20 protein-coding genes and 1 pseudogene are annotated in these 25,829 nt (G+C 74.7%); 10 read left to right on the top strand and 11 right to left on the bottom strand.

Annotated features, from left to right (window positions below):
* Positions 1-97: 97 nt before the first annotated feature.
* A complete protein-coding gene (locus IE207_RS12215) occupies positions 98-1,381 on the bottom strand; it encodes a streptophobe family protein (protein ID WP_190184108.1) in 1,284 nt (427 codons plus the stop codon).
* A gap of 99 nt (positions 1,382-1,480) precedes the next feature.
* On the opposite strand from IE207_RS12215, the gene IE207_RS12210 reads away from it, so the two are divergent.
* The 3 genes from IE207_RS12210 to IE207_RS12200 all read left to right on the top strand — a co-directional run bounded on the left by IE207_RS12210 (position 1,481) and on the right by IE207_RS12200 (position 7,857).
* Positions 1,481-2,932 carry a DUF6777 domain-containing protein gene (locus IE207_RS12210; protein WP_373304699.1) on the top strand — a complete coding sequence of 484 codons (1,452 nt, stop codon included), beginning with the start codon at positions 1,481-1,483 and terminating at the stop codon, positions 2,930-2,932.
* A 19-nt stretch (positions 2,933-2,951) separates the two neighbouring features.
* A complete protein-coding gene (locus IE207_RS12205) occupies positions 2,952-5,030 on the top strand; it encodes a SpoIIE family protein phosphatase (protein ID WP_190184107.1) in 2,079 nt (692 codons plus the stop codon).
* Between the two features lie 178 nt (positions 5,031-5,208).
* Entirely contained in the window at positions 5,209-7,857 is a 2,649-nt protein-coding gene (locus tag IE207_RS12200) for a phosphodiester glycosidase family protein (RefSeq protein WP_190184106.1), read from the top strand.
* A gap of 7 nt (positions 7,858-7,864) precedes the next feature.
* On the opposite strand, the gene IE207_RS12195 is transcribed toward IE207_RS12200, so the two are convergent.
* From IE207_RS12195 to IE207_RS12185, 3 genes are all read right to left on the bottom strand, one after another.
* Positions 7,865-9,793, bottom strand: coding sequence for an ABC transporter permease (locus IE207_RS12195; protein ID WP_190184105.1), 1,929 nt, complete (start codon positions 9,791-9,793; stop codon positions 7,865-7,867).
* A gap of 169 nt (positions 9,794-9,962) precedes the next feature.
* A complete protein-coding gene (gene modA / locus IE207_RS12190; RefSeq protein WP_190184104.1) occupies positions 9,963-10,775 on the bottom strand; it encodes a molybdate ABC transporter substrate-binding protein in 813 nt (270 codons plus the stop codon).
* A 120-nt stretch (positions 10,776-10,895) separates the two neighbouring features.
* The gene (locus tag IE207_RS12185; RefSeq protein WP_190184103.1) at positions 10,896-11,291 is read right to left on the bottom strand and encodes a TOBE domain-containing protein; all 396 of its coding nucleotides are present in this window, start codon (positions 11,289-11,291) and stop codon (positions 10,896-10,898) included.
* A 134-nt stretch (positions 11,292-11,425) separates the two neighbouring features.
* On the opposite strand from IE207_RS12185, the gene IE207_RS12180 reads away from it, so the two are divergent.
* Positions 11,426-11,803 (top strand): RNA-binding S4 domain-containing protein, encoded by a 378-nt coding sequence (locus IE207_RS12180; protein ID WP_190184102.1) that lies wholly within the window; start codon positions 11,426-11,428, stop codon positions 11,801-11,803.
* Positions 11,804-11,901: 98 nt separating this feature from the next.
* Here the strand turns inward: IE207_RS12180 and IE207_RS12175 are convergent, their stop codons facing one another.
* The 3 genes from IE207_RS12175 to dhaK form a co-directional block, all read right to left on the bottom strand.
* Positions 11,902-12,312, bottom strand: coding sequence for a PTS-dependent dihydroxyacetone kinase phosphotransferase subunit DhaM (locus IE207_RS12175; RefSeq protein ID WP_190184101.1), 411 nt, complete (start codon positions 12,310-12,312; stop codon positions 11,902-11,904).
* Positions 12,309-12,890 (bottom strand): dihydroxyacetone kinase subunit DhaL, encoded by a 582-nt coding sequence (gene dhaL, locus IE207_RS12170; RefSeq protein WP_373304702.1) that lies wholly within the window; start codon positions 12,888-12,890, stop codon positions 12,309-12,311. The genes IE207_RS12175 and dhaL overlap by 4 nt, the downstream gene beginning before the upstream one ends.
* Before the next feature lie 156 nt (positions 12,891-13,046).
* On the bottom strand, positions 13,047-14,051 hold the full coding sequence (gene dhaK, locus IE207_RS12165) for a dihydroxyacetone kinase subunit DhaK (RefSeq protein ID WP_190184099.1): 1,005 nt from the start codon (positions 14,049-14,051) through the stop codon (positions 13,047-13,049).
* A 584-nt stretch (positions 14,052-14,635) separates the two neighbouring features.
* Here dhaK and IE207_RS33085 point away from each other — a divergent pair.
* Together IE207_RS33085 and IE207_RS12160 are read left to right on the top strand one after the other, a co-directional pair.
* Positions 14,636-15,000 (top strand): annotated as a pseudogene (locus IE207_RS33085) (molybdopterin-binding oxidoreductase); the annotation flags it as partial.
* 35 nt (positions 15,001-15,035) lie between these two features.
* Positions 15,036-15,680, top strand: coding sequence for a fasciclin domain-containing protein (locus IE207_RS12160; RefSeq protein ID WP_190184098.1), 645 nt, complete (start codon positions 15,036-15,038; stop codon positions 15,678-15,680).
* A 40-nt stretch (positions 15,681-15,720) separates the two neighbouring features.
* On the opposite strand, the gene IE207_RS12155 is transcribed toward IE207_RS12160, so the two are convergent.
* Positions 15,721-16,185, bottom strand: coding sequence for a MarR family winged helix-turn-helix transcriptional regulator (locus IE207_RS12155; RefSeq protein WP_190184097.1), 465 nt, complete (start codon positions 16,183-16,185; stop codon positions 15,721-15,723).
* A gap of 124 nt (positions 16,186-16,309) precedes the next feature.
* Here IE207_RS12155 and IE207_RS12150 point away from each other — a divergent pair, with 124 nt between their 5' ends.
* Both IE207_RS12150 and IE207_RS12145 read left to right on the top strand, forming a co-directional pair.
* The gene (locus tag IE207_RS12150) at positions 16,310-16,879 is read left to right on the top strand and encodes a DoxX family protein (protein ID WP_190184096.1); all 570 of its coding nucleotides are present in this window, start codon (positions 16,310-16,312) and stop codon (positions 16,877-16,879) included.
* Between the two features lie 76 nt (positions 16,880-16,955).
* Positions 16,956-18,749, top strand: coding sequence for a glycoside hydrolase family 15 protein (locus IE207_RS12145; RefSeq protein WP_190184095.1), 1,794 nt, complete (start codon positions 16,956-16,958; stop codon positions 18,747-18,749).
* A 30-nt stretch (positions 18,750-18,779) separates the two neighbouring features.
* Here the strand turns inward: IE207_RS12145 and IE207_RS12140 are convergent, their stop codons facing one another.
* Together IE207_RS12140 and IE207_RS12135 are read right to left on the bottom strand one after the other, a co-directional pair.
* The gene (locus tag IE207_RS12140; RefSeq protein WP_190184094.1) at positions 18,780-20,210 is read right to left on the bottom strand and encodes an APC family permease; all 1,431 of its coding nucleotides are present in this window, start codon (positions 20,208-20,210) and stop codon (positions 18,780-18,782) included.
* Between the two features lie 299 nt (positions 20,211-20,509).
* The gene (locus tag IE207_RS12135) at positions 20,510-22,627 is read right to left on the bottom strand and encodes a SpoIIE family protein phosphatase (RefSeq protein WP_444544997.1); all 2,118 of its coding nucleotides are present in this window, start codon (positions 22,625-22,627) and stop codon (positions 20,510-20,512) included.
* Between the two features lie 147 nt (positions 22,628-22,774).
* On the opposite strand from IE207_RS12135, the gene IE207_RS12130 reads away from it, so the two are divergent.
* Positions 22,775-23,482 carry a class I SAM-dependent methyltransferase gene (locus tag IE207_RS12130; protein ID WP_190184093.1) on the top strand — a complete coding sequence of 236 codons (708 nt, stop codon included), beginning with the start codon at positions 22,775-22,777 and terminating at the stop codon, positions 23,480-23,482.
* Positions 23,483-23,595: 113 nt separating this feature from the next.
* Here the strand turns inward: IE207_RS12130 and IE207_RS12125 are convergent, their stop codons facing one another.
* A complete protein-coding gene (locus tag IE207_RS12125) occupies positions 23,596-24,504 on the bottom strand; it encodes an alpha/beta hydrolase fold domain-containing protein (RefSeq protein ID WP_229873657.1) in 909 nt (302 codons plus the stop codon).
* A gap of 214 nt (positions 24,505-24,718) precedes the next feature.
* Here IE207_RS12125 and tdh point away from each other — a divergent pair, with 214 nt between their 5' ends.
* A complete protein-coding gene (gene tdh / locus IE207_RS12120) occupies positions 24,719-25,747 on the top strand; it encodes an L-threonine 3-dehydrogenase (protein WP_190184091.1) in 1,029 nt (342 codons plus the stop codon).
* Positions 25,748-25,829: the final 82 nt, after the last annotated feature.

The raw sequence follows: 25,829 nt of genomic DNA, 5'->3' as shown, positions 1-25,829 counted from the left end.
GGTGAGGTTGGCATGCGGAATCGATTCACCGCCGAACCGATCCGAGCCGGTTCACCCGTATGGATCATCGGTTGCCCATCACGGGCAACCGCTCGGGTCAGAGCCCCGTGGGGTCCTTGCTCGTCACCGGCCCCCGGTGGCGCAGCGGGCGGGCCAGGAGGGTGCCGAGGAACCCGGCCACCGCGCCCCACAGAAGAGCCAGGCCGGTGTTGCGCCACAGCACCGGGGTGAGTTCGACCTCTTCACCGAGGCCGCTCACATCGCCGATCCCCAGCAGGGAAAGCCCGAAACCCGCGTGTGTGCCCGTCAGTAGACAGACCGTCAGCATGGCCAGAGCCAGGGCCACACCCAGGTGCAGGGCCTGCCGCCAGGGCCGCACACCGGCCGGTGAGCGGACCGCCGCCAGCACGCCCGTGCCCAGCAGCAGCAGGACGGCGGCGACCACCACCAGCCACCACGCCCGCGAGTCCCGCTCCGCCAGAGTGGACACGTCGACCGTGGAGCGCTCCGGGCCCCGCAGCACCTGGTCCAGCAGCCGCGGCATCGGCAGTCCGAACGGCCCCTCGACCCTGCCCTCCCATGCCCCGCCCAGCCCCAGCGACAGCGCGAGCCACGCCAGGTTCGGCAGACCCAGCAGCACGACGGCCAGGGTGCGTTCGGCGTGCCCCTGGGTGCACGCCACCACGACGGCGGTGAAGAACCCGAGCACGACGTACGCGAGGAGCAGCACCAGGGTGGCGAAGGCGGCCGGGCGCACCGCCGTGTGGAAGCGGACCACCGAGGCCGGGAGCGGGGCGCGCCGCGACACCAGCAGGGCCACGACCAACAGGCCCACGATCCACAGCAGTCCGCACAGCGCGGTCACGGGCAGGTCGGTCTCGAAACCCACCGTCGGGGCGGAGTCGAGCAGTTCACCGATGGTCCCCAGGGGGGAGTCGCCGGGGAGGAGGCCGAAGGTCTGTCGGGCCGCGAGCCCGGTTCCCATCAGGGCGAGCAGCCACAACACGACCAACGGCACGGCGCGGCCCAGGAGTTCCCGCGGACCGGCGACCGCGCGCCCGCGCAGGGGCCGCAGGAAGGCGCAGCCCACGGTCAGCGCCCCGGCCAGGGAGACCGACAGGGGCATCACGGAGAGCTGCCCCGCGGCGCCGGCCAGGGCACCGGCCCCGCCGGAGGGCTCGACCGAGCCGCCGGCCGCCATCACGGCGACCGCGGCGACCACCCGGGGGAACGCGCCGCCCGGCAGGCTGCCGGCGCCCGCGCAGGCCGCTCCGGCCGCCGCGACCGCGAACATGACCGCGAACCCCGCCACCACGGCGAAGAAGCCGTCGCGCCAGGCCTTCGCGGCCCGGGAGGCCGGCGTCGTAGAGGGACTGCTCACCCGGCAAAGGTGGCACTCCCGGCTTGCGGCCACCACCGGAAGAACGCACACAATGGTCCGCAGGAGTGCGATGTACGCCGATATGAGCGGTTTTGGAGGATGTGCGGGGCTGTGTGCTCGGTTGTGTCCGCGCTCGAGTCCGCAGGGCAGCCGCGGAACGCCGAGGGGCTGGGCCGGGACCCCGGAGCGCCTAAGAATGGGGAAGAGGAGCCCGTGACCACGCAACCCTCAGGCGAGGAGCCGCCGCTGCCACCCCGGCGGCGGCCGCGGGACGCTTCACGGCCGCCGTCCGTCGAACCTCCCGCCGGTCCGCCCGCCGGTCCTCTCTCGGGCGGTGGCCGACAGGGTGGCCCGCCGCCGCCGCCGTCGCCGCCGTCCGGCCCCCCTTCGGGGTCCGGCGCGCAGCCGCCCGGGGGGCCCTGGTGGCGCTCGGTACCCCGGCTGGTCACGGCCGTCGTCGCGGTGGCGGCCGTCGCCGCCCTGGTGGTCGTCCTCACCCGGCCGGGCGGTTCCCCGTCGGGCAAGGCGGGCGGCGAGGTCTTCCTCCAGCCCGCCGCCGCGGCCGGCCCCGACCCCTTCACCGAATCCACGGCCGCCGACCAGGGCACGCCGCCCGCCACACTGCCGCTGCAGAGCCCGTCCCCGCAGACGCCGGGCACCGCCGCGCCGAGCACGGCGGCGACCGGGACCACGGTCACCCGCAGCGTCACCGGGGCGGCGCCCGGGCTCTACGGCGGCACCAAGGACGTGGCCAGCTGCGATGTGGAAAAGCAGATCAAGGAGCTGTCCGCCCAGCCGGCGAAGAACGCCGCCTTCGCCTCGGCACTCTCCGTCGAACCCGCCTCCGTCCCGCGCTACCTGCGCTCCCTGACCCCTCTGCGACTGCGCGTCGACACCCGGGTCACGAACCACGGCTACCGCGACGGGAAGCCCACCGCCTACCAGGCCGTGCTCCAGGCCGGGACGGCCGTGCTGGTCGACGACAGGGGCGTACCGCGGGTGCGCTGCGCCTGCGGAAACCCGCTGACGCCCCCGGTGGCGCTGGGGGGCGAGCCGAAGCGGACCGGACAGCCCTGGCCCTCGTACCGGCCCTCCCGCGTGGTGGTCATCGCGCCTTCGGTGACCGTCGTGAACAAGTTCGTGATCTACGACGGGCACGAGGGGCGCTGGGTCGAGCGCGACCGGCACGACCACGAGGGCAAGCACGACAAGACCGTGCCGCCGCCGGTGGTGAAGAGCCCGCCGCCGCCCCCGTCGCAGCCGCCCACCCTCTCGCCGCCGCAGTCCCCGCCCGAGTCACTGCCCGAGACCCCGCCCGCGTCACTGCCCGAGTCCCCGCCCGCGTCCCTGCCCGAGTCCCCGGCCACGACGTATCCGCTGGTCCCGGCCTCCCCCGAGTCCCCGGCCTCCCCTCCCGAATCCCCGCCCGCCTCCCCTGCGCAGTCCCCGGACACGCCCTACGGACCTTCGTCCGAACCGGTCGCACCCGGTTCCTCGCCCGGTTCCTCGCCGGGTACCTCCAGCCCGCCCGCACCCGGCGACGCCCGATAACACATGAGAGGCTGGCTGCATGGAGCAGCGGGGAGAGACGGCCCCCGGATTCGACTGGCCGGCGCGGCCGGACACCAGCCTCGCGCTCAACCGCATGGGCACCTTCGACTGGGACCTCGACAGCGGGCAGATGCACCTGGACGACACCGCCCTCGAGGTCCTCGACCTCCGCCCCGACGAGTTCAGCGGCACCCCCGACGGACTGCGCGCCCGCCTGGTGTCGGGCGAGGAGGCAAGGATCGACGCGCGCGTCGCGCAGGCCCTCAAGGAGGGACGCAGCCACTACGGGGCCTACTTCCGCAGCAGACGACGCGACGGCAGCGCCGGCTGGAACCACATCCAGGGACACATCCTGCGAGACCCGAACGGCCGCCCGTACCGGATCATCGGGATCCTGCGCGACGCCGCCCACGACCCCGGCGAGCCCGGGGCCGACGGAGCGCACGCCGAAGGACGGCGCCGGATGACCGGGGTCGTCGAGCGGACCACCGCGATCCTCGCGCACGCCCGCACCGTCAACGACGTCACCGACGTCCTCAAGGACCCCGAGGCGCTCGGTCACCTCGGGGCGGTCAGCGTGATGCTCGGCGTCGTCGACGGCGGCCGGATCCATCTGGTGGCGGAGGGCCGGCTGGGCTCCTACGTCCCGGAGATCGAGTACACCCGGATCGACGCGCGGTTCCCGATGAGCGAGGCCGTACGGCGCCTCAGCCCCGTCTTCATCGCCTCGCGGGACGACTTCCGGGAGCGCTACCCGCTGCTGTGGCCGTACATCGAGCCGCTCGACGTACGCAGCGGCGTGTACCTGCCCCTCATCGCCCAGGGCCGGGCCATCGGCGCACTCGGCCTGCTCTACACCCGGCCCGGGGACTTCACCGCCGAGGAACGCAACGTGCTGATGGCGCTCGGCAGCGGCATCGCGCAGAGCCTCCAGCGGGCCATCCTCTTCGAACAGGAACACGATCTCGCCGAAGGCCTCCAGCGGGCCATGCTCCCGCGCCGGATCCCGGACGTCGCCGGCGTGCGGATCGCCGTACGGTACCGGGCGGCCAGGATCGGCCGGGACATCGGCGGCGACTGGTACGACGTCATCCCGCTCGGCGACGGCCGGGTCGGGGTGATGATCGGCGACGTGGAGGGGCACGACACGGACGCGGCGGCCGTCATGGGCCAGCTGCGCATCGCCCTGCGGGCCTACGTCGCCGAGGGCCACACGCCCGGCACCGCGATGGCGAGGGCCTCGGCGTTCCTGCGCGAGCTGGAGACGGAACGCTTCGCCACCTGCACCTACGCCGAAGTGGACCTGAACAGCGGGACGCTGAGCATGGTCCGCGCCGGTCACCTCGACCCGGTGCTGCGGCGCGGTGACGGCAGCGCCCACCGCGTCCAGGTGGCGGGCGGTCTCCCGCTCGGGCTGCGACCGGCCGACGGCCCGGGCGCCTCCCCGGGGAGCGGCACTGGGTACCCCGTGACCGCCCTCGACCTGCATCCCGGCGACACCCTGGTGCTGTGCACGGACGGCCTGACCGAGCGGCCCGGAGGGGACTCCGAGACGGGCATGCGCGAGCTGATGGACGCGGTCCGTGACGGCCCGGCCGACGTCGAGGAACTCGCCGACGTGCTGTGCGACCTCATCGGCGACGCGGGCGGCGGCGACGACATGGCGCTGCTCGTGCTGCGCCGCCGCGGTACGCCCGCCCCGCGCGGCGGGGGCCCGCTGCGCCACCGGCTCGACCCGGGCGACCCGGTGGCCCCGGCGCACGCCCGGCACCTGATCCGCGCGGCGTCGGAGGCCTGGGGTGCGCGCGACAGGTCGGACGAGATCGTGCTGGCCGCGGACGAGTTGATGACCAACGCCCTGGTCCACACCGACGGCGGAGGCGTGGTCGGCATGCGCCGGACGGTGGACGGCCGGATCCGGGTCGAGGTGGAGGATTCCAGCAGCGCCCTCCCGTACCGCCGCGAAGCGGGGGAGTGGGCGATGTCGGGACGCGGCCTGCTGCTGGTGGACGGTCTGGCGGACGCGTGGGGAGTGGAACCCAGAGGCGGCGGCAAATGCGTCTGGGCCGAGTTCGCCCCCAGCCCCCCGACGGGCTGAGGGCTCCTCGGGGGACGGTCCGCCATTCGGTGCGGCGCGCGTGCCGTTGCCGGGCGGGGCCGGGGCGGGGCGGCGGGGGGCTCCTGGTGGGGGAGGGGGTGGGGCGAACGGCTGAATTCGCGGGCGCGGCACGGCGGACGCGCTCCCGGGGGCGGCTCCCGCGGCCGATGCTGCCCCGGTGCCGAACCCGCGTCCGCTGCTCCTCGCCCCGCTCGCCTCCCTGGTCTGCGCCGCGCTCGTCGCGGCGGGTCCGGCCCGGGCCGCCGACGACGACGGGCTCGAGACCGCCCGTACGTCCCGGCAGATCGCTCCCGGAGTCCGCCTGGAGTCCTACGACCGCCTCCAGGCCGACCGGTGGCTGCGGGTCGACGAACTCATGGCCGACCTCGGCGGAGCCGACGGCGTACGGGCCGAGTACCTCGGCGGCCCCGGCCGGGACCCGGCGCACCTCCCCACCCTCGCCGAAGCCGCCGCCCGGCACCCGGCCGGGCCCGGACGGCGGGTCGTCGGCGCCGTCAACGGGGACTTCTTCGACATCCGGGCCACCAAGGCCCCCCTCGGCCCCGGGCTGCGGGCCGGACGGCTCCTGCACTCCGCCTCGCCCGGCCCCGGCGGCGGCCTGGCCGTCGGCTTCGGCCCCGACGGCGCCGGCCGGCTCCTGCGCCTCGGCCTCTCCGGGACCGTCACCCTGCCGGGCGCCGCCGTACGGCCCCTGGCCGGCTACAACGCCGCCCGGCCGCCCGCCGAGGGCTTCGCCCTCTACACCCACGACTGGCCCGGCGTCGCCCTGCCCGCCGCCGCGGCCCGGGCCGTGGAACTCCGCGACGGCCGGGTGACCGGCCCCGCCCGGCAGCCGGTCGGGCGTCCCGTCCCCGGAACCACCCTGCTGGTCGCCGGCGGGCCCGCGGCGGCCGAACTCGCGGCGCTGCGCCCCGGTGACCCGGTGGCCGTGACCGCCCTTCCCCTGCCCCTTCCCGCCTCCGGCGCCCCGGTCCCCGTGACGGCGGTCGGCGGCCGTGAGCCGCTCGTCCTGGCCGGAACCCCGCAGAACCACGACGGAGAACCCAACGACACCGCCGCTCCCCGCACCGCGGTCGGCCTCTCGGACGACGGCCGGCGGCTGCGCCTGGTCACCGTCGACGGCCGCCAGCGCGACAGCGGCGGCCTCACCCTGACCGGGCTCGGCCGGATGATGCGCCGGCTCGGCGCGTCCGAGGCCCTCAACCTGGACGGCGGCGGCTCCTCGACCCTGCTCGCCGGGCGGAGCGGGGCCACCGCCCTGACGGTGGAGAACTCCCCGTCGGACGGCTCGCTCCGCCCGGTCCCCAACGGCCTCGTCCTCACCGTCCCGGCCGGCTCCGGCCGCCTCACCGGGTACCGCGTCGAGCCCGTCGCCGGACCGGCCCGTGCCTTCCCCGGGCTGACCCGCGCCCTCACGGCCACCGGCCACGACTCCGCCCTCGGCCCCGCCCCCGGCGCCGCGCAGTGGTCGGCCCGCGGCAGCGGGAGCGTCGGCCCGGACGGGATCCTGCACGCGCTGCGGCCGGGCCCCGTCACCGTCACGGCCCGGCGCGGACCGGCCGCCGGCGTGCTGCGCCTGGACGTCCTCGGCCCACTGGCCCGGCTCCGGCCCACCAGCGACCGCATCGGCCTCGCCGGCCCCGCCGAGCACGCCGGGTTCGCGCTGACCGGCTACGACGCCCAGGGCGCGGCCGCGCCCGTCGAACCCCGGGACGTGACCCTCCGGTTCGACCGCTCCCGCTGGAGCGTGACCGACGACGGTCGGGGCGCCTTCACCGTGACCGCCCGGGTCCCGCACGCCACCGGACGGCTCGGCATCACCGTCCGGGCGACCGGAGCCACCGCCGAAGTCGCCCTCGGGGCCGGCCTGGACGAGCTGCCGCTCGCCGGCCTGACGGATGACGCCGCCCGCTGGACCGGCCCGGGCGCGACGGCCGCTCCCGGGGCGCTGGCCCTCGCCCCCGCCGGAGCCGGGGCCTCCGCCACCCCGCCGGGCCCGCTCCCCGTGCCGGAGCTCGCCCGTTCGCTGTCCTTGTGGGTGACCGGGGACGGCTCCGGAGCCCGCCCCGCCCTGCACCTGGCCGACGCCGACGGGGCCGCCGTCTCCTTGCGCGGGCCCGCCGTGACCTGGTCCGGCCGGCGCCGCGTCACCCTGCCGCTGCCGGCCCGGGCACAGCCGCCGCTGACCGTGACCCGGCTTTCGGCGGCGCCCGGGACCCGGCCCGGCCGGCTGCTGCTGGACACCCTGACCGCCGCCACCCCGCCGACCGGTCCCGCCCCCGCCGTGCCCGCTGCCGCCGACCCGGTGGTGGGCACCGCCGCCAGCACGGCGGCGCGGCCCTGGCGGTTCGCGGTGGTCCCGCCCGGGCAGAAGCCGCCGCCGGGCGTCGACTTCGTGCTCCGCGCGGACCGGCCCGGGTTCGTGCACCGCGGCGTACGGTTCGTGCCGCTCGACAGCGGCCACCGCACGCTGGAGGGCGGCGCCGGGCTGGTCCGGATGCGGGCGGTGCGCGAGGCTCTGGCGGCTGCCGCCCGGCAGCCGGACACGGGCGCGGTGGCCGTCGTAGAACGTCATGCGCCCCAGGCCGTGGACCGCAAGGAGGCCGCCCTGCTGGAGGGGCTGCTCGCGGAGTTCCGCCGCACGACCGGGAAACGGGCCGTGCTGCTGACCCTCGACGCTCCCCGCTTCGCCGCCGGCCGCTCCGAGGGCGTCCTGTCGGTCGCGGCGGCCCGCGCCGAACGGACCCTGATCGGCGTCGACGCCTTCGCCGCCGGGGACTGGCTCTCCGTACGGCCCGGCGCCTGAGGCCCGGTCAGAGCCGCACGAGCGTCACCTCGGTGGCCTTGACGCTGGTCCACACCTCGGCGCCGTCGACCACGCCGAGCTCGGCCGCTGCCTCCGGGGTGATCTCCGCGACGAGGTCCGGCGCCTCAGCGGACCCCACCAGCACGCGCAGCCGGCTCCCCACCGCCGTGACCTCCCGTACGGTGCCGGGCCACACGTTGCGCGGACTGCCGCCCGGCCGCTCCCGGTACACGGACACCGCCTCCGGGGCGATGATCGCCAGGGCCTGCGACCCCTGCGGCAGCGCCTCCGGCACCACCAGGAGGCCGCCTCCGGCCAGTTCGAGCCCCTTCGGCGTGGCGGTGCCCGGCCATGCGTTGCGGCCCAGCATCCGCGCCACCCACGGGGAGCGCGGATGGCGGGTGACCTCGGCGGGCGGGGCGTCCTGGAGGGTCTGCCCGTCGGCCAGTACGAGGACCCGGTCGGCCAGCGACACCGCCTCGACGGGATCGTGCGTGACCATCAGGCAGACCCCGCCGAAGCCGGCCAGATGGGTGCGCAGGGTGTGCCGCACGCGCGCCCGGGTCGTCTGGTCGAGTGCCGCGAGGGGCTCGTCGAGGAGCAGCAGCCGGGGCCGCGCCGCAAGCGCCCGGGCCAGCGCCACGCGCTGCGCCTGCCCGCCGGACAGCTGCGCGGGCTTGCGCCGGGCGAGGTGGCCGACGCCGAGCCGGTCCAGCCACGCCTGCGCCTCGGCGCGGGCTTCGGCGCGCGGCACCCGGCGGGCGCGCAGCCCGTACGCGGTGTTGGCGAGGGCGCTCAGGTGCGGGAACAGCGCGCCGTCCTGCGGGACCCAGGCCACCTGCCGCCGGTGCGGGGGCAGCGCGGTGACGTCGGTGTCGCCCAGGCGCAAGGTGGCGTGGGCGCGCGGGGTCAGGCCGAGCAGGGCCCGCAGCAGGGTGGTCTTGCCGGCGCCGTTCTCGCCGACGACGGCGATCGTGGTGCCGGGCCCGGCGTCCAGGGTGAGCCGGTTGAAGCCGCTGACCTCGGCGTGCAGCGGCCAGTGCCCGTCGTCGGGGCGTGCGGCGGGCGGCTCGGCCGGGGCGGGGGGCTCGGGAGCCTCCCCGGCCGCGGCGGCGGGCGTCGCGGCGGAGCCACGGGCGACCGGGGTGCCGGTCCAGCGGCCGCGCAGGGCGATCAGCACGCCCATCGCGATCGCCAGCAGCAGCAGGGACACGGAGGTGGCCGCCTCCGGGCGGTCCTGGAGCAGCAGGTACACCTGGAGCGGCAGTGTCTGGGTGGTTCCGGGCAGGTTCCCGGCGAAGGTGATGGTGGCCCCGAACTCGCCGAGCGCCCGGGCCCAGGTGAGCGCGGCGCCGGCGACGAGGCCCGGCGCCACCATGGGCAGGGTCACGGTGAGGAACACCCGTACCGGCGAGGCGCCGAGGGAGGCCGCGGTCTCCTCGTAACTGCGTTTCAGGCCGCCGAGGGCGCCCTCCAGGCTGATGACGAGGAACGGCATCGCGACGAAGGTGGCGGCGACGACGGCGCCCGAGGTGTGGAACGGCAGCGTGATGCCGAAGGTGCCCTCCAGCCACGGCCCGAGCAGCCCCCGGCGGCCGAAGCCCAGCAGCAGTGCGACACCGCCGACGGTGGGCGGCAGCACCATCGGGAGCAGCACGAGGGACCGTACGAACGCCTTGCCCTTGAACTCGACGCGCGCCAGCAGCCAGGCGAGCGGCACCCCGAGGAGCAGTGAGAGGCCGAGGGCCCAGAAGGAGACGAGCAGCGACAGCTCGAGCGCCTGCTCCACCGCCGGGCTGCCCAGATGGGTGCCGAGCTCGCTCCACTGGGTGCGGCTCAGGATGCCGATGAGCGGCAGCAGCAGGAACGCCACGGCGAGGAGCGCGGGCAACGCCAGTGCCGCGGGCGGCCGGACGCGGGTACGGGGTCTGCTCATGGGGCGGTTCCTGGCTGGGTTCTCGGCTGCGGTCGTTCCGGGTGGGAAGGGTAAGCCGGGGACGGGACCGCGAGGACGCGCGGGCCGGCCTCGGCCCGCGTCACGAAGGAACGGGGCTGCCCGTCCGGTGGATCAGGCAGCCCCTTCCGCGTTCGGGCCGCGGGAGCCGTTACGGCTGCTGGAATCCGGCGTCCTGGAGGATCTTCTGCGCCTCCGGGGTGCTCAGCCAGGCCACGAAGGCGGCCGCGGCTTCGCCGTTCCCGGACTGCTTGATCGTGGCGGCCGGGTAGGAGGCGACCGCGTTCTGGTCGTCCGGGATGTCCACGCTGACGACCTTGTCACCCGACTTGGCGGAGTCCGTCTTGTAGACGAGACCGGCGTCGGCCTCGCCCAGCTCGACCTTGCTCAGCACGGCGCGGACGTTGGGCTCCTGGGAGACCGGCTTCACCTCGATCTTCTGCGCGTCGAGGATCTGCTTGCTGTAGCGGCCGACCGGCACCTCGGGCGCGGCGAGCACGACCTTGATCTTGCCGTCCGCGAGGTCCCTCAACTCGTCGATCTTGAACGGGTTCCCCTTGCCGGCGGCGATGACCAGGCGGTTCTTCGCGATGACCGTCGCACCGCCGGTCTCGGCCTTGAGGCCGTCCATGGTCTTGGTGTCGGCGGTCACCAGCGCGTCGGCCGGGGCGCCCTGCTTGACCTGGGCGGCGAGTTCCTGCGAACCGGCGAAGGAGAACGTCACCTTCGTGCCCGGGTGCGACTTCTCGTAGGCGGCGCCCGCCGTCTTGAAGACGTCGGTGAGGGAGGAAGCGGCGAGGACGGTCAGGTTCGCGGCCTTGGCCTGGGCGGAGGCGGAGGCGCCCGGTGAGGCCGCCGCGCCGGACTTCTCGTCGTCGGCGCCACAGGCGGACAGCGCCGGCGCGAGGAGCGCTGCGGTCAGGGCGGCGGCAGCGGCGCGGCGGCGGGTCAGGGTCGGGGACATGGGCGGGTGCTCCTCGGTCGGGTCGGCGGCCGGCTCGCGTGCCGGGACCGCGGTGGTGACCCGCGCCGGGGACGGGCGGAGCGGGTGGGGACGGTTCGGTGCTGCCGGGCGGGACCGCGGTCAGGCGCGGCTGACGTGCACGCTGGTGGACTTCACGCGGGCGGTGGCCCGCATGCCGACTTCCAGGCCGAGCTCCTCGACGGCCTCACGGGTGAGCAGGGACACCAGACGGTGGCGTCCGGCCTGGATCTCGACCTGCGCGGCGACGTCGCCGAGCTTGACCGCCGTGACGATGCCGGGGAACGCGTTGCGCGCCGAGGTGTACGGCTCCTCCTCCTCGGCGTGGGTGCCTTGGCCCACTTCGGCGGAGAAGGCGGCCAGTGCCCGGCCGTCGATCAGCCGGCGCCCGCCCTCGTCGCGATGGGTCGCGACCCGGCCGGCGTCGGCCCAGCGGCGCGCCGTGTCCGGGCTGACGCCCAGCAGACGCGCGGCCTGTCCGATGGTGTAGGACTGCATGTGCGACAAGGTAGGGGCACCTCTGGCGCATTTGCAATTCCCTTAGCCGGTTGTACATGGCAGATGCCAAGGGTGTTGTGGTATCCGCCGAAACCCGTTCCCCTGCCGGCCGCCCGTCTCGATAGGGTCGGGACATGACGGATGACGTATCGGGAACGGTCCGGGTGGACGCGTGGATCTGGTCGGTGCGCCTGACCAAGACCCGCTCGACCGCGGCGACGGCCTGCCGCGCGGGTCATGTGAAGGTCAACGGCGAGCGCGCCAAGCCGGCCCAGGCCGTGCGCGCGGGTGACGAGGTACGGCTCTTCCACGCGGGCCGCGAGCGGATCGTGGTGGTCCGCAGGCCGGTGTCCAAGCGGGTCGGTGCGCCGGTGGCCGCCGAGTGCTACATCGACAAGAGCCCACCGCCGCCCACCCCCGTCGAGGCGGCCGTGGTCGGCATCCGCGACCGCGGCGCGGGCCGGCCGACGAAGCGGGAACGCCGCGAGATCGAGACCCTGCGCGGGCGATAGCGGGAGGCAGGGCGGCGTGGGTTGGTGCGGCCGCCCGACGGGCCCCGGTGCGGCCGGGCCGCCCCGTCAGCCGGCCCCGGTGCGACCGGCCCGCCCCGTCAGCCCTTGCGGTACTTGTACGCCTCCGCGGCAGCGGCCTCCACCGCGTCCAGCCGGGCGCCGGCGGAGGCGGCCACGACGGCTCCCACCGCCCCTTCCAGGAACGGCGCGTCGAGCAGCCGGCTGCCGTCCGGCAGCTCCCCGTCCACCAGCAGTGACTTGACGGTGAGCACCGAGCTGCCCAGGTCGGCCAGGATCGCCACGCCCGCGCCCGTGTCCACCTCCCGTGCGGCGGCCACGATCAGTTCCGCGCTCGTGCCCAGTCCGCCGTCCCCCGTGCCGCCCGCGACGCCGACGCGGACGGACGGCGCGCCCCCGGCCAGGCCCCGGGCGAGATCGGCCACCGACTGCGCGACCCTGGCGCTGTGCGAGACGAGCACGATGCCGACACAGGTCCGAGGCGCACTCACGCCGCGCCCTCCGCGACCTCGGCAAGGGCGTTGAGCAGCAGGGCCGACGAGGTCGCGCCCGGGTCCTGGTGCCCGATGCTCCGCTCACCCAGGTAGCTGGCCCGGCCCTTGCGCGCCTGGAGCGGCACCGTCGCCCGCGCGCCCTCCTCCGCCGCGTCGGCGGCCGCCCGGTAGGAGGTGCCGAGCGCGGCGACCCCGGGCACCAGCGCGTCCAGCATCGTCTTGTCGCCCGGAGCCGCCCCGCCGAGCTGCGCCACCGCGCCCACCCCGGCGTAGAGCGCCTCGCGCAGTGCGTCGTCGGAGACCTCGGCGGCGTCCCCGAGCTCCTTGCCCGTGCGGCGCAGCAGCGTCCCGTACAGGGGTCCGGACGCCCCGCCCACCGTGGAGATCAGGGTCCGGCCGGCGAGCTGGAGCACCTCGCCGGGGGAGGCCACGGCCGGTTCGCCGGCGGCGAGGGCCGCCCGTACGGCCATGAAGCCGCGCAGCAGGTTGCTGCCGTGGTCGGCGTCCCCGATGGGGGAGTCGAGCTCCGTCAGCCGGTCCGCCTCGCGTTCGACGGCCGCCGTGGCGGTGTCCATCCAGCGCCGGAAGAAGTCTGTGTCACGCACCGGATCTCCTCGCCTCACGTCCGCCCGACCGGTCTTCCACCGCCACCATAGGGCGCGCCCGCAGGCGGAAGGGGCTTTGACGACTGGGCTTTGACGACGGGCCGGGCCGGCCGCCCTCGCGGCCGCTCACCGCCCCCACCGCAGGGCGGCGGTCTGGACCGGGGCGTCCCACAGGCGCAGCAGTTCCTCGTCGGCCCGGCACAGCGACACCGAACAGCCCGCCATGTCCAGGGAGGTGACGTAGTTGCCGACGAGGGTCCGGGCGACCGGCACCCCGCGCTCCGACAGCACCCGGGCCACCTCCGCGTGGAAGCCGTACAGCTCCAGCAGTGGGGTCCCGCCCATCCCGTTGACCAGTGCGATCACCGGCCCGTCGGCGGGAGCCACCTGCGCCAGGTCGTCCAGTACGGCGCCCACCGCGACGTCCGCGATCTCCCGCGCCGGCATCATCGCGCGCCGCTCGCGGCCGGGTTCGCCATGGATCCCGATGCCCAGTTCGAGCTCCCCGACGGGGAGGTCGAAGGTGGGGCTGCCCTTCGCGGGCGTGGTGACGGCGCTCAGGGCGACGCCGAAGCTGCGCGAGGACTCGTTGACCCGGCGGGCGAGCGCCGCGACCTGCTCCAGCGGCGCGCCCTCCTCGGCGGCCGCCCCGGCGATCTTCTCCACGAACAGGGTGGCGCCGGTACCGCGCCGTCCCGCCGTGTAGAGGCTGTCGGTGACGGCGACGTCGTCGTTGACCAGCACCTGTTCGACCCGTACGCCGTCCTCGCCCGCGAGGTCGGCGGCCATCTCGAAGTTCAGTACGTCGCCGGTGTAGTTCTTGACGATGAACAGCACGCCCTGACCGGCGTCGACCGCCGCGGCGGCCCGCACCATCTGGTCGGGCACCGGCGAGGTGAACACCTCCCCGGGGCACGCCGCCGACAGCATGCCCGGGCCCACGAACCCGGCGTGCAGCGGCTCGTGGCCGGAACCGCCCCCGGAGACCAGTCCGACCCGTCCGCCGTCCTTCGCGTCCCGCCGTACGACGACCCTTCGCTCGACGTCGACGTCCAGTTCGGGGTGCGCGGCGGCCAGTCCGCGCAGCGCGTCGGCGACGACGGTCTCGGCACTGTTGATCAGCATTTTCACGAGATTCTCCCGGTGCGGCTGGAGTGGTGCGCGTGTGTACCCCTGTCTGCCCTGCGTCTGCCCATGCTGACGGGTGGCGGCCCGGGGCGGGGGACGACACTCCACGCGGCGGGTCGTCGGCAGTCACTTCCAGCGTCCCACCTCGGCGCACGAGGCGCCCCGCAGGCCCGGCCGCCTCCCGCCCGCCCTCCCGCGTACCGGGTTTCGAAGAGGGGCCACTTCACGCGGCGAAGGGCCAATCCGGCTGCCCGGCAGCTCCGAAGAACCGGCGTGAGGATCCCCCGAGCCACCGTCGCCCGCGTCACCACCCGGGCCGCCATCGTCCGTACCGCCCCGGCGGCGCCGAGCGGCCTGCTGTCCGGCTACGCCGCCCCGGCCGCCGCCGAGCTGGTATCGGCCGCGGTGCGCCCCGAGGCGGGCCCGGTGACCGCGGTCGGCGGAGCGGCCGTCGTCACCCGGCCCGACTCCGGCGGCCCCGCCGAGGCCCTGCCGTCCCTGGTGGGAACCCTCGCCGGAGCGGCGCTGCTGTACGCGCGCGGCGTGCGCCCGGCCGACCTTCTGAGCGAGGCGGGCGTACGGCCGCCGTGCGGCGGAAGTGGGCCCGCGGGGCACCCGTCGAGACGCAGGCCCGCATCGACGCCCGCAGGCCCTTCGCCCGCCCCGCACCCGGCGCGGTCATGGTCGCCGGAGTCGCCCGGGCGCAGCACCGGGGCATCGACCGGGTCGAGGTGCGCGTCGACGACGGCCCCTGGGAGCCGGCCGACCTCGCGGCCGGGCACACCGCCGACACCTGGCGGCAGTGGTCCTACCGCTGGCAGGCCGTCACCGGCGGACACACCCTCACCGTCCGCGCCACCGACCGGTCCGGGACCACCCAGACCGAGGAACGCACCCCACGATCCCCGACGGGGCGAGCGGCCGGCACCCGGTCGTCGTCAGCGTCGGCTGACCACAGCCCCATCCCGACAGAGGAGAACCACCTTCATGAACAGCCTTCGTCTGCGCCGTACGGCCCTCGCCCTCACCGCCGTGGCCGCCTTGCCCTTCGCCCTGGCCGCCTGCTCCTCCGATTCCGGCGGGGAGCCGGGCTACGGCAGCGCCGCCTCCGGGCCGGCCGATCCGGCCGCCGGCGCCGCCTCGCCCGCCACGGCGTCGCAGGCCCCGTTCGGTCCGGCGTGTGCCACGGTGCCGGAGCAGGGCGCCGGCAGTTTCGACGGGATGGCCAAGGACCCGGTGGCCACCGCCGCCTCGAACAACCCGGCACTGTCCACGCTCGTCACCGCCGTCAAGAAGGCCGGGCTGGTGGACACGCTCAACAACGCGAAGGACATCACGGTGTTCGCGCCGACCAACGACGCCTTCGCGAAGATCCCGAAGGCGGACCTGGACAAGGTCCTCGCCGACAAGGCCACCTTGACGAAGATCCTCACGCACCACGTCGTCGGCCGGACGCTGACGCCGCAGCAGCTGGAGTCCGGTTCCTTCGAGACCCTGGAGAAGGGCACGCTCACCACGTCCGGCTCCGGCGAGTCCTACAAGGTCGGCAACAGCGCCAACGTGGTGTGCGGCAACGTCACGACGGCCAACGCCAAGGTCTACATCATCGACACGGTCCTGATGCCCAAGTAACTGCGGGCGCCGGGGAACAGGGCCCCGGCCCGGCGGCGGCTCAGGCGCCCTGTTCCCTGAGCCGGCGGCCGACCTCGCCCAGGCCGTCCGCCAGCGCGTCGAGCTGTTCGGGGGTCAGCACGTCCACGAGGACCTCGCGGACGGTGGCCACGTGCCCGGGCGCCGCCTCCTCCAGCCGGGCCAGGCCCGCCCCGGTGAGGACGGCGAAGACCCCGCGCACATCGGAGGGGCAGCTGCGGCGGCGGACCAGTCCGGCCTTCTCCATCTGGGTGATCTGGTAGGTCAGCCCGCTCTTGGAGTTGATCAGTCCGTTGGCCAGCTCGGTCATCCGCAGTTCGCGGTCGGGCGCGGCGGCGAGCCGGACGAGTATCTCGTACTGGGGGTGCGAGAGCCCCGCGTCCTCCTTGAGCTGCTGGTCGAGGCGGCGGTTCACCAAGGCGGAGGCGGCGAGGAAGCCGCTCCATGCGCGCATCTCGCGCTCGTCCAGCCATCTCGTCCCAGCCATGACACCAGCCTACATGTGTTGTTCCAATTTGAATCAATGGCTTATGGTCGTGAACTGTCGGTTCGAATTTGAACAACCCGTGCGATCTGCCGCGCCGGACCGGCCCGACCGGAAGGATCCCCCCATGACCAGCGCCTCCGCCACCACGACGAAGGCTCCGGCCGCACCGGCCGCCCCCGCCCCCACGACCGCCGGCACCGGCACCACCGCCCACGATGCCGGGCTGCTGCTCCTGCGCATCGTCCTCGGCCTCACCATGGCCGCCCACGGCACCCAGAAGCTGTTCGGCTGGTTCGGGGGCGGCGGCATCAGCGGCACGGGCCGGTTCTTCACCGCGAGCGGCTACCCGGCGGGCGACGCCATGGCGGCCCTCGCAGGTCTCACCGAGACCCTCGGCGGTCTCGGCCTCGCCGCCGGGCTGCTCACCCCGCTCGCCGGCGCCGCCGTCGTCGGCACCATGATCAACGCGATCGCCGTCCATGGCGCCGGAGCGTTCTTCGCCCCCAAGGGCATCGAGTACGAACTGCTCCTGACCGTCGGCGCCGCGGCCCTCGCCCTCACCGGCCCCGGCCGCTACGCAGTCGACCGCCTGCTGCCCCTCCCGGCGTTGCGGACGCCCCGCCAGGCCCACGGAGCGCTCGCCGTCGCCCTCGGTGTGGTCATCGGTGCCGCACTGCTCCTCGTGAGGAACTGACGCCAGGGTCCGCGCCCCCGCGCCGAGCGGGGCGCGGACCTGATTGGCCCTCGGTTTTCGGGGGAAGATCGCACAAATGACACAACCCATCGAAGACTACGCACTCATCGGCGACCTGATGACCAGCGCACTCGTCGGCCGAGACGGGTCCATCGACTGGCTGTGCCTGCCCCGCTTCGACTCGGCCGCCTGCTTCGCCTCCCTCCTGGGAGACGAGGAGAACGGTCACTGGCGCATCGCCCCGGCGGGCGCCGCCGACGGCGAAGGGTGCACGCGCCGCGCCTACGTCGAAGACTCGCTCATCCTGGAGTCCGTCTGGGAAACCGAGGACGGCACCATCAAGGTCACCGACTTCATGCCGCAGCGCGACGTCATGCCCGACGTCATGCGGATCGTCGAAGGGGTCTCCGGCGAGGTCGCCGTACGCAGCACCCTGCGCCTGCGGTTCGACTACGGCGACATCGTCCCCTGGGTCCGGCGGCGCGACGGCGACCGCGTCGCCATCGCCGGACCCGACTCCGCCTGGTTCCGCAGCCGGCCGCCCGTACCCACCTGGGGCGAGGACAACAGCACCCGTTCCGAGTTCACCGTCGCCGCCGGCGAAAAGGTCGCCTTCGTGCTGACCTGGCACCCCTCGCACGAGCCGCGGCCCGAGCCCCTCGACCCGGAGGAGGCGCTCGAACAGAGCCTCGCCGACTGGCGCGAATGGGCCTCCCGGTGCGCGTACGTGGGCCCCTACCGGGAGGCGGTCGTCCGCTCCCTGATCACCCTCAAGGCCCTGACCTACGCACCGACCGGGGGCATCGTCGCCGCCGCCACGACCTCCCTCCCCGAGGAACTCGGGGGCGTGCGCAACTGGGACTACCGCTATTGCTGGCTCCGCGACGCCACCCTCACCCTGGGCTCCCTGCTCGCCACCGGCTACCACGACGAGGCCCGCGACTGGCGGGCCTGGCTGCTGCGCGCGGTCGCCGGAGACCCCGCCGACCTCCAGATCATGTACGGGATCGCGGGCGAACGCAGGCTCCCCGAAACCGACCTGCCCTGGCTGCGCGGCTACGCCGGCTCCTCCCCGGTGCGCGTCGGCAACGCGGCCGTGGACCAGCTGCAGCTGGACGTGTACGGGGAGGTCATGGACGCCCTCTACCTGGCCCGGGCCAGCGGGCTGCCCACCGAACGGCACGCCTGGAAGATCCAGCTCGCGCTCTTGGACTTCCTGGAGCGCAACTGGCGACGGCCCGACGAAGGGCTCTGGGAAGTCCGCGGTCCGCGCCGCCACTTCACCCACTCCAAGGTGATGGCCTGGGTCGCCGCGGACCGCGCCGTCAGGACGCTGGAGCACGACCCCTCGATGCCGGGCGACGTGGAGCGCTGGCGGGCCATAAGGGACGAGGTCCACGCCGACGTCTGCGCGAACGCCTACGACCCCGAGCGCAACACCTTCACCCAGTACTACGGCTCGCGCGAGCTCGACGCCGCGACGCTGCTCATCCCCAGGGTCGGCTTCCTGCCGCCCGACGACCCGCGGGTGATCGGCACCGTCGACGCGGTGCGCGAGGAACTCGGAGCCAGCGGCTTCGTCCGCCGGTACAGCACCGAAGGCCCCTCCGTCGACGGGCTGCCCGGGGACGAAGGGGTCTTCCTGGCCTGCTCCTTCTGGCTGGCCGACGCGCTGCACCTGACCGACCGCAGCAAGGAGGCGCGCGAGCTGTTCGAGCGGCTGCTGGACGTCTGCAACGACGTGGGCCTGCTCGCCGAGGAGTACGACCCGATCGCAGGACGCCAACTCGGCAACTTCCCACAGGCGTTCAGCCACGTCGGCCTGGTCAGCACCGCGCTCCTGCTCGGCTGGGGCCCGCCGCGGGACTGACCTCGCGGGGGCCCCGGCGGGCCCCGGGCCCTACGAGGCGGCCGCCGGTGCGGCCGCCTCCTCGTCCTCTTCCCCGTCCTGCGGGATGCTGACCAGCCAGCGGCTGTCCTGGCGCGGCCGCAGGTACAGGGCCCAGTACAGCGTGGCCACGGCGGTGATCCCGCCCGTCCACAGCAGGTACTGCGTCTCCTGCTGGGTCAGGATGTACGCGAAGACCGCGATCAGCACCACCGGCACGGCCGGCCACAGCGGCATCCGCCAGGCGGCCTTGTCACGGTGCGCCCCGCGCCGGCAGAACAGCGCGGCCACCGCGACCAGCAGGTACATGCCGGTCACCGAGACGCCGGTGACGCCGTACAGGGTGTCCAGGTTGACGAAGCACATCAGGGCGCCCGGGATGCCGACCAGCAAGGTGGCCACCCACGGCGAGCCGAAACGGCCGAGCTTCGACAGGGCGTTGTTGACGGGCTGCGGCCAGGCCTTGTCGCGGGCGGAGGCGAACAGCACGCGGGAGTTCTGGATGACCATCACGATGCCCGCGTTGACGATGGCGAGGGCGACGCACAGGCTCACGAAGGTGCCGACGGCCGAGTTCGACCAGGCGGTGACCATCCCGCCGAGGTCTCCGGCGCTCAGCGCGTCGAGGTCCGGGGCGCCCACGGTGATCGCGATGACCGGGACCAGGATCACGGCGGTGGAGATGGCGAGCGTCGCGAGAACCGTCCGCGGCACGTTGCGCCGCGGCTTCTCCAGCTCCTCCGACAGGTAGACGGCCGTGGAGAACCCCTGGGTGACGAACAGGGCGATCGCGAGTCCGGACACCACCATCATCGCCGTCACGCTCGAGGTGCCGCCGCCCTCGGCGGCCACCGAGCCGTGCACCAGCGAGTCGGCGCCGCGCTCGCTGTGGGCGAAGCCGAGTACCGCGACGAGCGCGGCCGCCACGACCTCCAGGACCAGGAAGATGCCGGTGATCCACGCGTTGGCCCGCAGGTCCAGCAGACCGGCGAGGGTGGCGAGCAGCATCACCGCGCCACCGGCGACCGGGGCCGGGATGTGCACGACCGGCGCCAGGTAGTCGGCCGTACCCATGGCGATCACGGGCGGCACGATCATCACGACGAGCAGCGAGAGTACGAAGACCAGCCAGCCGGCGAGCCTGCCGGCCATGGTCGACACCATCGCGTACTCACCGCCGGCGCTGGGGATGAGCGTTCCCAGCTCCGAGTAGCAGAAGGCCACGCCGATGCAGAGCAGCGAGCCGATGGCGATGGTGAGGGCGGTCCAGGTTCCCAGACCCGCGAACAGGTCGGGAACGACCACGAAGAGCGTCGAGGCGGGCGTCACGCACGAGAGCGTGAGCAGCGTTCCACCGACCACGCCGATGGAACGCTTGAGCTTTTGGGGGACGGGCGCGGTCGCCGGAGCGAGGGCTTGCGGGGCGCTGATCGTGTCAGTCATCGGTACGGGGGTTCCGATCGGCAGGTGCGGGGAGTGAGCGCGGGAGCGGTATCGCCTCCGGGGCGGTGGTGAGCAAGGTGTTTCGGTGGCTCCCGGGCCGTCATGCAATCTCCGCGAGATCCGCAGGTCAAGAGCTGTTCATGTGCGGATTCCCTTGTCTGCGGACCGGCGGTAACCCGTTTCCGGCGTCAAGACGGCGTAAACACTGCCCGCGCGGGGGTACGGGAACCGCACCTAGATCAGCGCGAATTTTCCTCCGCTTTGCCGAGCGGCCCCCTTAACGTGACCACCGGAGCGCCTCAGCCGGCCGCTCCGGTCCGCCACGCCAGCAGCAGGGCGATGTCGTCCGGGCGGTGCCCGGAGGTGCCGGCCCCGCCCGCCAGCCGGTCGGCGGTCTCGGTCAGTGGGACGGGAGGGGCGGCGGCCAGCGCGGCCCGCAGCCGTTCCACCCCGGCGTCGATGTCCTTGCCCGGCTGCTCCACCAGCCCGTCCGTGTACAGGGCGAGCAGCGCGCCCGGCTCCAGTACGAACTCCGTCACCGGGTACGAGGCACCCGGATCGACGCCGAGCACCACCCCGCCGCGCAGGTCCAGCACCTCCGTCCGGCCGTCGGGATGGCGCAGCAGCGGCTGGGGGTGGCCGGCGCGCACGGCCCGGACCCGGCCCGTGGTCCGGTCGAGCTCGGCGTAGCAGCAGCTGGCGAACTGGCCGGGGTCGAGGTCGATCAACAGCCGGTTGGTGCCCCGCACCACCTGCTCCGGGGCGTTGCCGCCCAGCGCGAAGGCCCGTACGGCGCTGCGCAGCTGGCCCATGGTCGCCGCGGCCGCCACCCCGTGGCCCTGGACGTCACCGATCACCAGGGCCAGCGAGTCGGGCCCCGTCTCCGTGACGTCGTACCAGTCGCCGCCGACGTCCATGCCGACCGTCCCGGGGAGGTACCGGCCCACGGTGACCACGTGCTCGCTCACCGGCAGCCGGTGCGGCAGCAGCGCCGACTGGAGTCCGCGGGCCAGGGCCGCCTCGCTGTCGTAGCGCCGGGCCCGCTCCAGGGCCTGTGCGATCAGCCCGGCCAGCGCGGTGAGGACCGTACGCTCCTCCGCGCTGAAACTGCGGGGAGTGTCGAAGCCGAGGATGCACGAGCCCACCGGGCGGCCCGAGGCGATCAGCGGCAGGAACGCGCGGGCCCCGACGTGGGTGTCCAGGGGGATACCCGGATAGGCCGCGGCCAGGTGCCCCATCGACTCGAAGAACAGGGGCCGGCCCGACGTCAGGGTCTCCACCCCGGGCAGCCGCACGTCCAGGCCCACTCCGTCGAAGCGGTCAAGGAACCCCCGGGGGAAGCCGGTCTCCCACGCCAGGTGCAGATGGCGTTCGTCCAGGAGGTAGATCGCCAGCTGGCGGCCGCCGAACGCCGGCAACAGCTCCTCGGTGACCACCGCCGACACCTGGCGGGCGGTCATCGCCTCGGTCAGCGCGATCGCCAGCGCCACGGGCCGGTACAGGGCCGAGGACCGGTCCGCGGAGGAGGCGGACTCCTGCGGCGACGCGTACGAGACCGACGCGGGGGAGCCCAGCGTCACCGTCACGCCGTCCGGGCCCGGGTGCAGGCCGACCGACAGCCACCTCCCCGACGGGGGGTGGCCCTCCCGCGCCACGAAGTACACCGGCTGGGGCGCCATGAAGACGGCCCGGAAGTGGTCCTCGTACGCGGGATGGCCGAGCCAGGGCAGGGCCTCCCACAGCACCTCGCCGAGCAGCGGCCGCCCCTGCGCGCCGGGCAGCGCCGCGGCCGCGGCGTTCGCGTAGCGGATCCTGCCCTGCCGGTCCGTCGACAGCACGGCCTGCGCGAGGCGGTCCACGGCCGCCTCCGCGCCGCCGAGCGGAACTGCCGGCTCCGGACGGAACGGGTCGCCGTCCCACACCACCGGCACCCCGCTCGCGGTGAACGCCGTCAGCTCGGCTGCCAGCCGCGCCGCGATGCCCCGCATCCGTTCCCGGTCCGCGGGCCGGACCGCGACGCCAGGGGTCGCCGGGCGCAGCACCATCAGCACCCCGAACCGTTCGTCCCCGGCGGCGACGGGCTCGTACAGCGACCCGAACGTGAAGGGCAGCCCGGCCGTCAGCTGGGGGAAGTGCCGCATCGCCGACTCGGCGTCGGGCAGGTGCACGGCCTGCCCCGAGCGGAACGCCTCCGCGACGGGGTACGGCCGGTTCACGTGCATCCGCCACCAGGGCCGGAACAGCCGGCCGGGGAGCCCGTCCAGCGCGGCGAGCCGCAGCAGCCCGTCCGTGCGCGAGCGCAGGTAGACCCCGCCCGCGTAGCCACCGACGGCCTCCTCGGCGGCCATGGCTGCCCGTGCGAGCACCCGGGCCAAGGCGTCGGTGGCCGGGCTGCCGCTGTCGGGTCTCGCGGTCACACAGTCAGGATGCGCCCGGCGCGGCGGCCCCGCACCGTCGCGCGGGGCCCGTACGCCGCGCCGACTGACCCGAACGCCTCCCCCGTGCGGGGGACGGTCCCCGCCGGGCGGCTGTCCGCCGGGCCGACGCCGGGGAGGCATTGCGGCATGCAACAGCAGTACGACACGTCGACGCCGCCGCCCGCCTTCTCGGAGGCCGACGCCCTCACCCTGCGCACCGCCCTGGACGCGCTCGGCGGGGTCCGGGGCCTGGACGCCCTCGACCTCCCGTGCGGGCACGGCGGCACCGCGAGACTGCTGGCGAGCGGCGGGGCCCGGCGCACCGTGGGCGTGGACAGCTGCCCCGACCGCATCCGCCGGGCCCGCGAAACCCACCACGACGCCCGGATCGAGTACGTCGTCGCCGACGCCGCCGGGATGCCCCAGCTGGGCCCCTTCGACCTGGCCACCGCCGTCTACCTGTTCAACCAGGCCCCGGACCGCGAGACCCTGCACGCCCTGTTCAGATCCGTACGGGCCAACCTGAGACCCGGGGGACGGCTGCTGGCCATCGTGCCGAACCCGGGGGCGTACCCGTGCCCGGACTGGTCCCCCTACGGCGTACGGGTCCTCAGGCGCGAACCGCACCCCGAGGCCCCGCTCGTGCGGGCCCAGTTCGTCACCCGCCCCGACGCGCACTTCGAGTTCCGCGCCTGGACGCACGCCGACTACTGCGAAGCAGCCGTCGAAGCCGGGTTCACCACCGCCGGCTGGCAGCCCGTACGCACGCCGCCGCCCGACGCGGAGCGCGACGAGGCGTTCTGGGCGGCCTACCGGGCCCGGCCGGTCAGCTCGCTGATGACCTGCCTGGCCTGAGCGTGGGGCCGGTGGCGCGGTGCCCGGCGGGGGTGCGGCGCGGCCCGTGCGCGGCGCGGCGGGCGCCGGTGGCGCGCGGCCCGTCCGTCAGGCCCGTGGCGCCCCGCCTCACCTCACAGCTCCGCGGCGGCCCTGACCAGGTCCACGATCCGGTCACGGGCCACCCGGCCCTCCGGGACCGGCAGCAACGGGTAGCCGTGCGGCAGCCCCGCCTCCTCGTGGAACTCGACGTCCACGCCGTCCGCCCGGGCCCGCCGCAACAGCTCCCGGCTGTCGGTGGTCAGCACGTCCCTGGTCCCCGTGAACACCGTCAGCGGCGCCAGCCCCTCGAAGGACCCGAGCAGCGGGCTCACCCGGGGGTCGTCGGCGGCGAGGGTGCCCGCGTACAGCCGCCCCGCCTCCGCCAGCCCCGGCCGGGCCAGCAGCGGATCGGCCCGCTCGATGTCCGGCTGCGCGGGATGGCTCATCGTCACGTCCAGCCAGGGCGAGATCAGCACGATCCGGGACGGCTGCGCCCCCGTACGGTCCCGCAGGCGCTGCGCGGCGGCCAGGGCCAGACCGGCCCCCGCGGAGTCCCCGATCAGTACCGTCCCGCCCGCGCCGCCGCTCTCGATGAGCCCGCTCAGCAGGTCGGCGGCGACCGGGACGTTCCGGTCGGCCGTCCCGCGCGGGGCCAGGATGTAGGCCGGTACGACGACCCGGGCACGGGCCCGGGCGACGAGCGTGCGGATCATCGACCAGTGCGGCCGGACCAGCTCGTTGATGTACGCGCCACCGTGCACGTACAGCACCTGCGCCACCGCTTCCGACCCGCGCGGCGAGATGTCGTAGACCGGCCAGGCCCCGACGAAGGCCCGCGAGACCTCGGCGATCCGGCCGAGCGAGCGCGGCGGCAGATGCGACGCCGGCCGCCGGGCCGTCTGCGCCACCCTGGCGCGCACCGCCTCGGCACTCGCGAACCGTCTTCGCCGTCCCGTCGCGATCAGCGCGACCGACAGCGCCCTGCTGCGCAGACTCGGCACGCCCCCCACCTCCCCGTTCCCCTGCTCCCGGCCCGGTCCCGGCCGGCCCTGCCCCGTCACCCGAGGAGCATAGGCGTGAAGCTGCGCTGTCGACCCGCTTAAGAAAGTCTCGATGGACTGATCACCGGGCCGCTCGGCAGATTGGTCCCGTTACCCATCACCGCGCGGGCCCGCACGTCCGACGCGGCACCCTTCACCTGCCTGGAGCCACCCCATGAAGGCACTCGTCAAGCACAAGGCCGAACCCGGGCTGTGGCTCATGGACGTTCCCGAGCCCGAGTACGGCCCCGGCGACGTGCTGATCAGGGTGCTGCGGACCGGGATCTGCGGGACCGACCTGCACATCCGGGCATGGGACGGCTGGGCGCAGGGCGCCGTCAAGACGCCGCTGGTGCTCGGTCACGAGTTCGTGGGCGAGGTCGCCGCGCTGGGCGCCGACGTCCGGGACATCGAGGTCGGCGCGCTGGTCAGCGGCGAGGGCCACCTGGTGTGCGGCAAGTGCCGCAACTGCCTCGCCGGGCGCCGTCACCTGTGCCGCAGCACGGTGGGTCTCGGGGTGGGCCGGGACGGCGCGTTCGCCGAGTACGTGGTGCTGCCCGCGCAGAACGTGTGGGTGCACCGGACCGCCGTGGACCTGGACGTGGCGGCCATCTTCGACCCGTTCGGCAACGCCGTGCACACCGCGCTGTCCTTCCCGCTCGTCGGCGAGGACGTCCTGATCACGGGCGCCGGACCGATCGGCATCATGGCGGCCGCCGTCGCCCGTCACGCCGGTGCGCGCAACGTCGTCATCACCGACGTCAGCCCCGAGCGCCTCGACATCGCCCGCAAGGCCGGCGCCACCCTCGCGGTGAACGTCGCCGAATCCTCCATCGCCGACGCGCAGGCGCAGCTCGGACTGCGCGAGGGCTTCGACATCGGACTGGAGATGTCGGGCCGTGCCGAGGCCATGCGCGACATGATCGACAACATGACGCACGGCGGCCGGATCGCCATGCTGGGCCTGCCCGCCCAGGAGTTCCCCGTCGACTGGGCCAAGGTCGTCACCTCGATGATCACCATCAAGGGCATCTACGGCCGCGAGATGTTCGAGACCTGGTACGCGATGACCGTGCTGCTGGAAGGCGGCCTGGACCTCAGCCCCGTCATCACCGGCCGCTACTCACACACCGACTTCCAGGCCGCCTTCGACGAGGCGTCGACCGCCCGCAGCGGCAAGATCATCCTGGACTGGACGGCCTGACCGCCGCCCGGCAGCCGGGACGCCACCACCGTCCCCGGCTCCCGGACCACCTACTCCGGCCGGCCCCCGCACCCACCCTTCG

It is taken from the genome of Streptomyces cirratus (assembly GCF_014650775.1).
GTDB classification, from domain to species: domain Bacteria; phylum Actinomycetota; class Actinomycetes; order Streptomycetales; family Streptomycetaceae; genus Streptomyces; species Streptomyces cirratus.
The sequence above is the reverse complement of the archived record's forward strand: the minus strand, read 5'-3'. Positions and strand labels throughout refer to the sequence as shown.

Excerpts from the sequence above, each read along its gene's own strand:
- IE207_RS12180 (WP_190184102.1), top strand. The coding sequence starts at position 11,426 with ATGACGGATGACGTATCGGGAACGGTCCGGGTGGACGCGTGGATCTGG.
- IE207_RS12185 (WP_190184103.1), bottom strand. The coding sequence starts at position 11,291 with ATGCAGTCCTACACCATCGGACAGGCCGCGCGTCTGCTGGGCGTCAGC.
- IE207_RS12160 (WP_190184098.1), top strand. The coding sequence starts at position 15,036 with ATGAACAGCCTTCGTCTGCGCCGTACGGCCCTCGCCCTCACCGCCGTG.
- dhaL (WP_373304702.1), bottom strand. The coding sequence starts at position 12,890 with ATGGACACCGCCACGGCGGCCGTCGAACGCGAGGCGGACCGGCTGACG.
- IE207_RS12195 (WP_190184105.1), bottom strand. The coding sequence starts at position 9,793 with ATGAGCAGACCCCGTACCCGCGTCCGGCCGCCCGCGGCACTGGCGTTG.
- IE207_RS12130 (WP_190184093.1), top strand. The coding sequence starts at position 22,775 with ATGCAACAGCAGTACGACACGTCGACGCCGCCGCCCGCCTTCTCGGAG.
- IE207_RS12150 (WP_190184096.1), top strand. The coding sequence starts at position 16,310 with ATGACCAGCGCCTCCGCCACCACGACGAAGGCTCCGGCCGCACCGGCC.
- IE207_RS12205 (WP_190184107.1), top strand. The coding sequence starts at position 2,952 with ATGGAGCAGCGGGGAGAGACGGCCCCCGGATTCGACTGGCCGGCGCGG.
- tdh (WP_190184091.1), top strand. The coding sequence starts at position 24,719 with ATGAAGGCACTCGTCAAGCACAAGGCCGAACCCGGGCTGTGGCTCATG.
- IE207_RS12155 (WP_190184097.1), bottom strand. The coding sequence starts at position 16,185 with ATGGCTGGGACGAGATGGCTGGACGAGCGCGAGATGCGCGCATGGAGC.
- modA (WP_190184104.1), bottom strand. The coding sequence starts at position 10,775 with ATGTCCCCGACCCTGACCCGCCGCCGCGCCGCTGCCGCCGCCCTGACC.
- IE207_RS12210 (WP_373304699.1), top strand. The coding sequence starts at position 1,481 with ATGTGCGGGGCTGTGTGCTCGGTTGTGTCCGCGCTCGAGTCCGCAGGG.
- IE207_RS12145 (WP_190184095.1), top strand. The coding sequence starts at position 16,956 with ATGACACAACCCATCGAAGACTACGCACTCATCGGCGACCTGATGACC.
- IE207_RS12140 (WP_190184094.1), bottom strand. The coding sequence starts at position 20,210 with ATGACTGACACGATCAGCGCCCCGCAAGCCCTCGCTCCGGCGACCGCG.